Source organism: Robertkochia aurantiaca, assembly GCF_020166495.1.
GTDB classification, from domain to species: Bacteria; Bacteroidota; Bacteroidia; order Flavobacteriales; family Flavobacteriaceae; genus Robertkochia; species Robertkochia aurantiaca.
In genome coordinates, this window is record NZ_JAINZS010000005.1 from 559,192 (window position 1) to 571,278 (window position 12,087).

Here is a 12,087-nt window from a genome sequence, read left to right on the forward strand (position 1 = left end):
GGCTGCTAACAACTTCTTAACAGCCTCCAGTTCACTTAAAATCAAATCACTGCATGAAAATTATGCGGTTTGCTCGAGGTAGCGGTTTTTCAATGTTTTGCGATCCTGCTTCCCTGTATCGTTCTTAGGGATTTCCGTAATGTTTTGAACATGAACCGGAATCTTAAACTTCGCCAGTTTATCACGACAATAGTCCAGGATCATTTCGGGGGTAAATTTCTTATCACTTACAATAAATGCAGCTCCGCTCTCCCCCCATTTTTCGTCAGGTACTCCGATCACCACGACTTCCTTAATATCGTCATGTTGCAAAAGCACACGCTCCACTTCTACGGGGTATACATTTTCCCCGCCACTGATGTACATGTTTTTTTTGCGGTCTACGATAAAGATAAAGCCCTCCTCATCACGGTAAGCTACGTCTCCGGTTCTGAGCCAGTTGTCAAGTCTCGCTTTTTCTGTGGCCTCCTTATTGTTCCAGTATCCCGGGGTTACCATGGGACCTCCTATCAGCAGCTCTCCTGATTCATCTGCTTTGACATCTTCATCATTCTCGTTAACTATACGAATCTGAACATAGAAGTTTGGCTTACCGATAGAACCTTCCTTCCGCTTGGCCTCATCCTGATGCAGGGAAGTGAGGTTAGGTCCGGCCTCTGTCAGGCCATAACCCTGCCTTACCGGTATTCCCTTCCTGTGAAAGAGATCAATCAGCGGAAGCGGCATACTTTCCCCTCCTACGATCAGGTATTTTAATGATGAAAGGTCGGTTTCGTTAAATTCAGGAAGATCGGTCATCATTCTCAGCATGGTGGGCACAGCCATGAACAAATCAAGGCGTTCTTCTTCAATACGTTTCAGTATTTCCTTGGGCTCATATTTATTAAATAATATCAAAGTACCTCCGTGATGCAGAACGGGGGTCAGGAACACATTCCATCCACCCGTATGAAAAAGAGGCATACAGTTAAGAGTGGTGGTACTGCCTGACATATTAAGGCTTAAAGCTGTATTGATGCTGTTCCAGAACAGCATTTTATGGGTGTACATCGCACCTTTGGGAAAGCCTGTTGTCCCGCTGGTATAGAGAATGAAAACCGGATCATTCTCATCCAGACCGGGATCAGCCAAAGACGGTGTTTCTGTGATTTCAAAGAATTTTGCCAGCTCATCTATGATCACAGCGGGTACTTCGGAAGGAAACTTGGCGGCATCGGCACAATCTTCCCTGTAATAGATCAAAGACACTCCTGCGTCCTGCATCATATAATCCAGCTCTTCAGAAGCCAGCCTGTAATTAAGCGGAACCAGTACGAACCCGCTTTTTTGAGCCGCAATAAAAAGCAGTATCTGGTAAATGCTGTTATCGCTTATAATGGCAATACGGTCACCGCGATTGAGCTGATAGGTTTTCTCAAGATATACCACCAGGTTTGCAGCTGCCCGGTTCAGGCTTGCATACGAATAAGACGAACCTGTTTCACCGATCTTAACGGCTGTTCTTTCGGGATTGTATTCAGACCATTTCGAAAACCAGTCGAACGTATTGATCATGGATCATCAGAATTTAAAGAATGAATGAATTGGCTGCAAAGGCTAAACCGCCTCCGGAACCGATAAAAAAGAGGGTGTCTCCATCTTTTACCTTGCCCTGTTGCCATGCCTCGTGAAAGGCTATCGGAATGCACGCAGACCCGGTATAGCCGTACTCATGCATGACAGTATGAGCCTTTTCCTTCGGCACACCCAATATACGTAAGGTCTCCCAAATAGCATTGATGTTGATCTGAGTCATAAGAAAATGATCAACTTCATCTATGGAAATCTGCATATCTGAAGCAAGCTTCCTGGCCATATCACTCCACATGTCAGGATTGAGCTCTGAAGGAAACCGTCTCACAAACTTTAACTGATGGTCGTTATTCTCCAGAACTTCCCTATTAACCGGCTGCTGTGTACCTCCGGCATAGATGCCCATCCAGGTCGCATATTCACCTTTGGTGATCATGCTGCTGGCCTGGAAACCTTTAACAGGGTCAGCACTCTTGGTCAGTATAACGGCACCGGCACCATCGGCAAAAAGTGTCACCGTTTTCTTATCGTGTTTGTTAAGGTGTTTGCTCATGGCATACGCACCGATTACCATTGCGTTACGTACATTACCGCTTCGTATAAAATGAGAGGCGGTTTCCATTGCGGTCACGAAACCAGCACAGGCTGCATTCAGGTCAAAGGTACCTGCATTTTTAGCGCCAAGACGATGTTGAACAACCGAAGAGGTCGAAGGCGAAATATATTCGGGTGTATCAGTGGCGATGATCAGCAGATCGAGATCTTCTGCTTTCATGCCTGCATTTTCAAGACTGTTTAGAGCGGCCTTTTCACATAGGTCGGCCGTGGATTCATTCTCTGTACACCATCGTCGATTATATATCTGTACATTTTCCCTCAGCCAGGTATCAACGTCTTCCCCCAACAATTCATTAAAGTATTGATTGGAAACGATATTTTCAGGCACATACATCCCTGAGGAAATGATTTTTGCATTTGTCATTCCTTGCTTATTTAGAGTTTAAACCGGCGTGAAAGACTGTCTTTTTGCTTTCACGCCGGTTCTTTATTTAACTAAAATCAAATCACAGTATTTCGAAACGTTCTCTTCGAAAACTACTTAGAAAGTAAACTTGGTTTCAAGAAGATAGAGTCCTCTGGTTGGAGGCGAAGCAGTAAATTCTCTAAGATCTTCATTGAATAGGTTAGTGATGGCGATACCCACACTGAAATGATCTGTGAATCGATACCCACCGTTCAGGTCGAAGGAAACAAAGCCTCCCAGCGGACCGTAGTTCCAGGTATCAGCACTTTTCGCGTTTTCAACAATAGGCACTCCCCGGTAAGTCTCTCCCGGAATCGTTTCAGAAGCGATCTGGAAGCTGGAGAAATAATTATATTCTTCAACCCATCTTGTAAAAACAGAACCGTAGAATCGGTCTCCTGAATAGTTCAATCCAAGGTTAGCCTTATGTGTTGGCGCATTGACCAGAAAATCCAGGAAGTTCACCTCTCCGTCATTGTTGAAGTCGTTATCGAGATTGTCTTCATCAAAAGAATAATCGAAATAAGAATAATTAGCGGTCATACTCAATTTGGGAGTAAAAGTATAGGTCAGGCTGAAGTCAGCACCATAGGTATTCACCTCACCAAAATTGATATAGGTAGCTACCAGACCGTTATAGAAAGCGAATCCATCCTGTACTTCAGACATAGGTGTATCACCACGCTGGGTGGCTACACCCACGACCGTTACAGGGCTAAGGAAATCCTTGTTTATGTTATAATAAGCATTCACATCGGCATACAGGTTCTTGGCCAGGCTTCCACGATACCCCAATTCAAAGGTTGTAAGCTTCTCGACATCCTGAGGCTCAACAACGGTACCATCGACCAGGGTAAATCCTTCGGCGTTCCCCAGAATAAGTCCTGAAAACAAATTTCCATACAGGTTAAGAATGGTTGGAGCTGCAATTCCCTGACCATAGGTCAGTCTCAGAGTTCCCGAACCGATCTCTTTAAGAATTCCTAACTTAGGAATGAAGTTGGTTCCATATACCTCATGGTTATCAACACGAGCCGCTCCGATGGCACTGAATCCTGATCCAAGCTCGTAATCAAGGTGTAAGTAACCGCCAAGCTGACCTACATTGATATAATCATCATCGTTCTCATCAAGAAGGTAGGTACCCTTACTGTTTGCCTGGTCTAACTGCCATTGTGCACCCGTAACCATTTCCAGCTTCTGATCTAAGAAAGTGTTGCTGTACTGCACCTCTGCATTCCATCTTCTTGAATCATCTATAAACAAGGCACCACTGGCGTACGAAAAGTCACCGGCGGCATCTTCTGGTGTCAAACCTGCATCGATACCCCTGTAATATTGTTTGGTTCTCTCATCAATAGAGTAAGTACTGTCAGTTTTACTTGTAGTCAGGTAAGCCTGGGCAAAGAAATTCTTTGTTTTGAAACGCAATTGAAAAATATTGATCTTCCAGTCTTTGATCTGGTTACGACCTACATTGGTAGGCGCCAGATAGGTTGAGTTACTGTGCCCGTAGGTGGCGATCAGGTCTGTTCCCACACTTGGGGAGTAGTAGGCACTTGCCTCAGTTTTAAAGAATCGCACGGAGTTATCCAGGTCGAATTCAGGATATCCTTCTGTGATTCCGTCTGCATTCCTGTCGATATAAACAGAGTCATTATATTCGAATTCCTCGGCACGCGTGTATTCTGCTGTGGCTTTAAATGCCCATTTCTCATTGAATTTTTCTGCATATCTACCTCGTAAGGAATAGTAAGCATTTCCATCTCCATTCACCCCGAGGTTACCAACGATAGTAGTTCCTTCGTATTTACGGGGATCTTTTGTGATAGTGTTGATCAAACCGTTATGCGCGTTAGGTCCATAAAGAGTAGAGTTTGGCCCCAGTATCACTTCTACCTGCTCTGTATCTTCCCTGATGGTAGTTACGAGAGGTCCCAGCGGAAGCCCTGTTGCTACCAGTGAAGAAAATCTGTTATCTACCACCTGCAGGTTCTTAGAGTTAAAGTTGGAGTTGAAACCGCGAATGTTAAACGCAGGTGTTGCAATACCGGCTCTGAAATAATCAACCCCTTTTTTACGAGCCAGGAGCTCAGCAGGGCTTCCGGCAAACTGCTCTATCTCCCGCGGACTCACCGTTACAATGGTAGAAGGTGAATTAGTAAGCTTCTCTGCCTTTTTCAGACCTGAATACACCACTACCTCGTCCAGATCGACTCCGGGTTTCAACGAAAAGTCTACCCCGGTCATATCAGCTGTTACGACTATTTTTTTTGAGGCTGTTGAAAAGCCTACGTAGGAGGCTTCCAGCAATAAAGTCCCTTTTAAGACTTCTATCTCATAAGTACCATCTCCCTGAGTGGTAGCTCCTGTGTTACGGTCTGGAGAGAATACCGTTGCGCCGGGAAGGGGATTTCCCTCGTTGTCGCTTACAGTACCCGTGACCTTGAAGGTCTGAGCCATGATCCCAAAACAGGAAAACAGCGCAAGCATTAATAAAAATCCAGTTTTATTTCTCATAAGGTTATAGTTTAAGGTTAACGTAGTTTTAAATAGTTATGTTTAGTTGTTCATTAATTATTCGGTTCCATGAAATCGATGATCTGCCCTGCGGTCCATTCAGGCCTGTCCCAGGGCAAAAAATGCCCCGCGCGTTCTGCCGTCTTAATCTCAACAGACGGATAGTCTTCCTGTAGTTTTTTCAGCATAACATCCTGTGTGAGATTGGCGTGAAGAAATCTGTTGGGGATCAACAGGTCTTCCTTGCCGTATAGAACCAAAACAGGAATCTCAATATCTCCTATTTTATCATATACCGGCTCTTGAAGCATGGCTCGTATACTCCCCTCGGTTAATTCCAGATAAGCGTCATAGGCAGCGGTATCGTTTTTTATCGCCAGTCTGTCTTTATACATAAAAGCAGCATCTTCCGGAATTCTTGCCCCGTAAAAGTTGACGTTGAAATTATTCAGTATCTGTTCATCACTTAGCATCTTCATATTCTCTGCGGTTGCTGTGTTGTAAAACCATTGACGCTCCTTTTCATCAAATTGCTCGATCCCTGCAGGTGCTATCAGCACCAATCGCTCTATTTCCTGCGGAAGGTCTGAAACAGCCAGGGTCATGGCTATTTGCCCTCCCATGGAATGACCGACCAGGGTAACATTTCTCAATTGGAGTTGGTTGATGAAGCTATCGATAATGCCCGCAAATGATCGCATCCCCGGCTCAACATCACCCTGCTCGGAAGAACCATACCCGGGAAGGTCCGGGGCGATTACCCTGTAGCTATCAGGGAAATTTGGCATCATTTTTTTGTAAGCCTTCGCATTACTTCCCAAGCCGTGGATCAATAAAATCACCTGTTCTTTATCAGGGTTTTGATCAAAGTAGGCTATATCCAGATCACGCCCCTTTAAACTGAGCTTTTTCATGCTATCTTCATTTTGTGCACACAGACTCACGGAAAAACTGAAAAAAATCAGCATCCATGCATGCAGCGCGAATCGTATGCTTCTATAATATTTCATGTTACTATTTATTAAAATGCCGTTACGGGTTTGTCCTTGTTTACTTTTACAGTTGATTTAGCCGGCTTAACAAGATAGATCACCAGTCCGACCAGCGTTGATAAGATCAAAGCCAAAGCAGAAGCTACCGCAGGGTTTTTCACATCAACTCCTTTCATATAAGGAGTCAGTTCGAAGTAATAGATCGAAAAATGCGTTCCGACAGCTATCAGGGAAGAAATGATGGCCAGCCATTTATTTTGCGTCTTGGTGAAGATCCCGAACAGCACCGGTACAAAAGCTGCACTAAAGAATGCGTATACGCCGTTTTGAGCGAAGATGCCAACACTCAAATTCGGCGATCTTAACTGATCTACAGACAGGAGTACGGCCATAACCGCAATCCCTACTGCCACCCATCTGTTGATGGTTATGGCAGACCGGTCAGCTCTCTCTGAACCAAGCAAAGGCAGAATAAGATCATTGGTTATGGTGGTTGGAATGGATTGTATTAAACCCTCAAGTGTTGAAAGTCCAGCTGCTATAAGCCCTATGATCAATAAAATGGAAACATAGACAGAGAACTTAGAAACGACATAGGCCGAGATAATACCATCCATTTGAAGCGCCTCTCCGTTCATGGTCAGGTCAGGAAAATGCAGTCTGGCATAAAACCCGGTAAAGACCACAGAGAAGAAGAGTATCAGTATCAGTACTGAGTAGATCAGAAAACGATTCACCTGCTCATCCTTCTTCAGCAATAAAGATTTTGTAAGAATATGCGGCTGACAAACGATGGCAATACCTATAATGGCATTACAGACCACTACTTCAAAGAAATCTCTGAACAGGGGGCTTTTCTCATTAAATGGTTTAACCAGGTCGGGATCGATGGCAGCCAGCTGCGAAAACATATCGCTGCCTTCACCGGCAAAGAGCTGTTCGGCACCGGAAGTCAACATGATTCCCGCAACGACGATCATGATAACCGCCTGCAGGGAGTTGGTATAGACCATGGCATTTGCCCCGCCCAGCATGATGTATCCAAAAACGATAGCCACAACCGTAATAAGCACATAAATCTCATTAGCATCTAATGCCTTAGCCACTACTTTGGTAATCCCAACACATATAAGAACAATAAATGTCACCAGTAGAATGCTGAGAAAACCGAACAGGATTTGAAGGAATTTTGAATTATAACGTTTACCCAACCAGTCTGCAATACTCAATGACCCAACATTAACACCGTATTTTCTAAACCTCTTTATCAGAAAAGCGAGTGCCACAAAAATGGCGAGAGGCATAACCACCCCGAAAGCCAGATAGGCGCTCAGCCCATATAAAGAAATAAATCCGGGATTAATGATAAAAGTGGCTGCACTGGTTAGAGAAGCAGCCAAAGCCAATGCTACAGACAGGGGTGTAAAGGTAATAGAACCAACAGCATACGATCTGAGATTGTCAGACTTACTCCTTGACTTTATGGCCACTCCAATAAGGAATAAAGCAAAAAGTACCAGAGAAGCAGTGATTATATTACGAGAAAAAGCATCCATATAATTAAAACGATAATTTAGCTACCAAAAATTTAGGCATTCAACAATTTTGACATCAATATTTTGATCATTCAGTGGCTAATATTAGGGATATTCATAAAAGACCGAAGAAATAAAAAACACAATAATAGGGGTTGACTTTTTAAGCCCGGAAATTCAAAAAAAGCTCAAATAACGACTAAAACTTAAATATTTGGATGCGATTATATTGAAAAACACAAACAAGAGAACTGACAAATAGCAAATTTCAGGGAAAGAAAGAGCAATTACACAAAAGTCAACTTATTGTTTCATAATCACTAACAACTGTAAATCAATTCATTATGAATATAATTTGAGATTAAGTCAAAATTGTCAGACATGCATAAATATGTTTACCTATAATTGTAACAGATTATGACGCTTAGATTTGGATAAAAATCCTTTTAACATGAAACCATTCGACAATAAGATTATCATCATAACCGGCGGAATTAACGGTATCGGAAAAGCAACTACTGACGTATTCCTTGAAAAAGGCGGAACCGTCATCGCACTTGACATCGATGCCGATCTGGGTAAAAAGGTCATGGATGATGATCAAACGGGGAGGCTTGAATTTCTCCAGGTAAACGTAACGGTCAGACAGGAGGTTGAAAGCGCGGTAGCAGGAATAATCAACCGATACAAAAAGATCGATGTACTCATTAATAATGCAGGTATCACACGTGATTCGACATTGCTAAAAATGACAGAAAAAGACTGGCAACAGGTGATCGATGTGAATCTCACCGGCGTGTTTAACTGCACTCAGGTGGTAGCTGCCCATATGGCAGAAGCCGGTTCTGGCGTAATCCTCAATGCTGCTTCGGTAGTGGGTATTTACGGCAACTTCGGACAAACCAATTATGTAGCCACAAAATCAGGGGTAATAGGGATGTCTAAAGTTTGGGCCAGAGAGCTTGGAAGAAAAGGTATAAGGGTCAACGCTGTGGCTCCGGGCTTTATCGCTACTGATATGGTCAATACAATACCCGAAAAGGTTATTGCCAATCTCGAGTCTAAAACCCCACTGGGAAGGCTTGGCAAACCCGAAGACATCGCCAACACTTACGCTTTTCTTGCGTCGGACGACGCAGCATTTATTACAGGAACCACCATAAGTGTAGACGGCGGACTGGTATTATAATGAAACTGAAAAAGTTCATAGAATACAGTGAATCTTTACTTCCTCACGAGGTAAGGCTGCTGGAGCGATTAAGTCAGTTCAGGGACAGGGACAGGGAACATATATTCCAGACCGTGTATCACAACTCACTTTCCCAGCATGCGAAAAAAGAATACAGCGCGAATATCAACAAACGCAAGTATTCTCACCTCATGCAATGGATGCAGGGCAAACTTGAAGAGAACTGCACCGATCACTTTTATGAGAAACTCAATTATCTTGATTCGAGGATCAAGGCAGACCTTATCGACACCGAAGAAGAGAGGGAGCTCTTAAAGATCCTTAAGCAATATCAAACGCATCATTATCATTTTCTCAGATTCTATGAAGTAGTTAAGGACTATCTGAATTTTTTGCTCATCAGGGTACGCATGAACGATTACAAGCTCATCAATGATTTTATTCATGCGTACCACGATGACTACCGGAGAGGAAAAGACATTAACGACAGACTGACCCAATGCAGTTCAGACATCGTCAATGACTACCATCGCAACATATTATCTGATCAGGCCCTGAGATGGAGCAACTGGCTTAAAAAGAATATTCAGGACCAACAGCTGGACGGACTAAACAGATATCAATCCCTGGTACTACTGACCTATCTGGCCCTTATGGATGAAAGCCTGATACAGGAAACCCTGCATTTTTACGGAGAAATTGAAGAAGACATCATCAATGGCACCTATTACTCGCGTAAACTGCTGATCAATTACTACGGGAACAAGCAACTACTTCTGATGAAGTTGCACAAATACGATCTGGCTTTACATTATGGCGAATTATCGACCAATATAGACGGACCAGATTATGTGATGTATCTCACGAATTATGCCTTCAACCTGATGCGTCTCGGCAAAACCGAAAAGGCTTTGGAGATCATGCAGAATGCTTTGCCATCGATCAAAAATATGTCGAACCGGTATAACCGAACCTTGTTCATATCTTCTATGATCAGGGGATACAACGAAAATAAGGCGTATGAGCGTTCAAAGCGATATGCCGAAAATCAATTGCAGCTATACGAAAAAGATATCCTGGAACACAACTGGCACAGATTCTTCAGAAATTACTTTGAATCTCTTGTACATTTGAGAGATTACCAGACCTTAAGGAAGGTTCTCAAGAAATACAACCTTTTGGAACGGGAAAACTTCCTACTCACCCAATTTACCGGGTACCCCTACTTCAACTGGTTCTCGAAGCTGATCAAGTACAAACAGGGCAGCATCACCGAAAAAAGATTTATGGGAGACATTCGTAAGGAAATCGAAAAATTGACCGAAACCTACGGAGTCGAACCATCTTCAAGCATCGTTAAGTTAATGGATAAGGCTATTTACGAGCTGGTATGATCCTACTGTCTGCATCAGGGAAACCATCATAAAATACCTGCATCAGCTTTTCGCGTATCTTGAGCGTGTACAAAGAACGATGACCTCTGTCAGGATACACCCGGTTGGAAAGAAAAACAAAAACCCAATCCCCTTCAGGATCGGCCCAGACAAAGGTCCCCGTAAAGCCGGCATGCCCGAAACTTTGCATGCTGCTATCCGGAGCCGGGTATGCATCTTCTAATGATCGGTCTTTGTTATCAAGCAAAGGCTTATCGAAGCCCAATCCACGCCGGTTATCATTATCAGGAAACTGGACCTCCCTGAATTCATTTACGGCAAACGGGTCAATCAACGGTGCTCCATCGAAAACCCCTTGCTGCAGGTATAGCTGCATCAGTTTTGCCAGGTCTCCGGCTGTTCCGAAAAGTCCTGCATTTCCGGAAACACCACCCATAAGACTGGCATTTTCATCATGCACTGAACCCCGCACCAGTTTCTTTCTGAAAATGGTGTCTATTTCTGTAGGCACGATCTTGTCGTTTGGATAATGTCCTTCCGGATTAAAGATCAGGTCATCAGCTCCTATGGGCCGGTAAATCTCATTTTTCACATACGATTCGTAAGGAACTCCGGTTACTTCCTCTATAATTTCCGGAAATATCAAAAAGCTAAGACCTGAATAGCGGTATTCCTTTTCTCCACTCACTTCAGAGCGATTGATAATTCGGTATACTTTCTTTTTAAACCTTCTGTGAAGAAACAATGTATCGCTTATTTTGACAGGAAACCTTTTTGAACTCTCATTGCGTATGAATCTTCTTTTGAATTTACCGTTCTTTTTGTACAACTCCTTAACAAAAACGATATACGGCTGGAGTCCTGCCTGATGCGCCAGAATCTCTCGCAGGGTGATATCACGCTTATCGCTGCGCCGCTTCCAGGGCTTCCAGTATTTACTAAAGGGCACATCAAGATCGATCTCCCCCTCTCCCACCAATTTCATAAGGGCCGGAAGCGGACCGCTGATCTTGGTGACCGAAGCCAGGTCATAGAGATCGGTATGACTTACGGGCTGCAAACTATCGTACGTATGAAATCCATATGTTTTATGAAAAATCACCTCTCCCTCTTTTGCGACCAGTAGCTGAGCTCCCGGAAAAGCCTCCTGCTGTACAGCGTCATTTACCAGGGAATCTACCTTTCGTTCCACCTCATAGGGTACCCGCAAACCGCTAACGGAATTAGCTCTATCATCAGCCCGATAGGTAAAAAGACCGGCCTGTGCAAATACATATTGGAAACCAAGCAGAAAAGAGAGAACAAAGAAGTGTTTCATGTGAGTCATAGTTAGGGTGATTCGAAGATAAGTTTTTTTGGTGAGGTGTGAGGTAGGCAGGTAGGCAGGTAGGCAGGTAGGCAGGTAGGCAGGTAGGCAGGTAGGCAGGTAGGCAGGTAGGCAGGTAGGCAGGTAGGCAGGTAGGCAGGTAGGCAGGTAGGCAAGAATAGGCATTCCTTTAAACATCAGCACAACCCCTCAGGCCTTCGGCCAGCTCCCCTTAAAATTAAAACTTGGTTCCGGCCTAAAGCACAATCCCTCAGGCCTTCGGCCAGCTCCCCTTTTATAAAATTTAGTTACTGCCATAGGCTCAACCCCTCAGGCCTTCGGCCAGCTCCCCTTGAAAAGGAGGGCCGAGCGTTAAGAATAGTGCCGGTGGTACTATTTAGCGAAGGAGCCAGGTGGCGGGAGGGAATAGAACGGAGGGGTCTTAAAACAAAAAACCCCCATCATTTTCATGATGAGGGTTTCAAAGAAGGCGGCGACCTACTCTCCCACTTGCGTAGTACCATCGGCGCTGGCGGGCTTAACTGCTCTGTTCGG

The 12,087-nt window shown here is 44.0% G+C and carries 8 protein-coding genes and 1 rRNA gene; 2 read left to right on the plus strand and 7 right to left on the minus strand.

Features of this window, described 5'->3' with window-relative positions:
* Nucleotides 1-60: 60 nt before the first annotated feature.
* The 5 genes from K7R10_RS11225 to K7R10_RS11245 all read right to left on the minus strand — a co-directional run bounded on the left by K7R10_RS11225 (nt 61) and on the right by K7R10_RS11245 (nt 7,664).
* Nucleotides 61-1,554, minus strand: a complete 1,494-nt coding sequence (locus K7R10_RS11225; RefSeq protein ID WP_224484806.1) for a class I adenylate-forming enzyme family protein — start codon at nt 1,552-1,554, stop codon at nt 61-63.
* A 13-nt stretch (nt 1,555-1,567) separates the two neighbouring features.
* On the minus strand, nt 1,568-2,554 hold the full coding sequence (locus K7R10_RS11230; RefSeq protein ID WP_224484807.1) for a 3-oxoacyl-ACP synthase III family protein: 987 nt from the start codon (nt 2,552-2,554) through the stop codon (nt 1,568-1,570).
* 117 nt (nt 2,555-2,671) lie between these two features.
* Entirely contained in the window at nt 2,672-5,116 is a 2,445-nt protein-coding gene (locus K7R10_RS11235) for a TonB-dependent receptor (protein WP_224484808.1), read from the minus strand.
* A 53-nt stretch (nt 5,117-5,169) separates the two neighbouring features.
* The gene (locus K7R10_RS11240; RefSeq protein WP_224484809.1) at nt 5,170-6,030 is read right to left on the minus strand and encodes an alpha/beta fold hydrolase; all 861 of its coding nucleotides are present in this window, start codon (nt 6,028-6,030) and stop codon (nt 5,170-5,172) included.
* 107 nt (nt 6,031-6,137) lie between these two features.
* Nucleotides 6,138-7,664, minus strand: a complete 1,527-nt coding sequence (locus K7R10_RS11245; protein WP_224484810.1) for a sodium:solute symporter family transporter — start codon at nt 7,662-7,664, stop codon at nt 6,138-6,140.
* A 430-nt stretch (nt 7,665-8,094) separates the two neighbouring features.
* Here K7R10_RS11245 and fabG point away from each other — a divergent pair, with 430 nt between their 5' ends.
* On the plus strand, nt 8,095-8,832 hold the full coding sequence (gene fabG, locus K7R10_RS11250) for a 3-oxoacyl-ACP reductase FabG (protein ID WP_224484811.1): 738 nt from the start codon (nt 8,095-8,097) through the stop codon (nt 8,830-8,832).
* Nucleotides 8,832-10,226: a tetratricopeptide repeat protein gene (locus K7R10_RS11255; protein WP_224484812.1), complete on the plus strand. Its 1,395-nt coding sequence runs from the start codon at nt 8,832-8,834 to the stop codon at nt 10,224-10,226. The genes fabG and K7R10_RS11255 overlap by 1 nt, the downstream gene beginning before the upstream one ends.
* Here the strand turns inward: K7R10_RS11255 and K7R10_RS11260 are convergent.
* Together K7R10_RS11260 and rrf are read right to left on the minus strand one after the other, a co-directional pair.
* Nucleotides 10,207-11,544 carry a serine hydrolase domain-containing protein gene (locus K7R10_RS11260; protein WP_224484813.1) on the minus strand — a complete coding sequence of 446 codons (1,338 nt, stop codon included), beginning with the start codon at nt 11,542-11,544 and terminating at the stop codon, nt 10,207-10,209. The genes K7R10_RS11255 and K7R10_RS11260 overlap by 20 nt on opposite strands.
* A gap of 473 nt (nt 11,545-12,017) precedes the next feature.
* Nucleotides 12,018-12,087: ribosomal RNA gene (rrf, locus tag K7R10_RS15370) — 5S ribosomal RNA — on the minus strand; the annotation flags it as partial.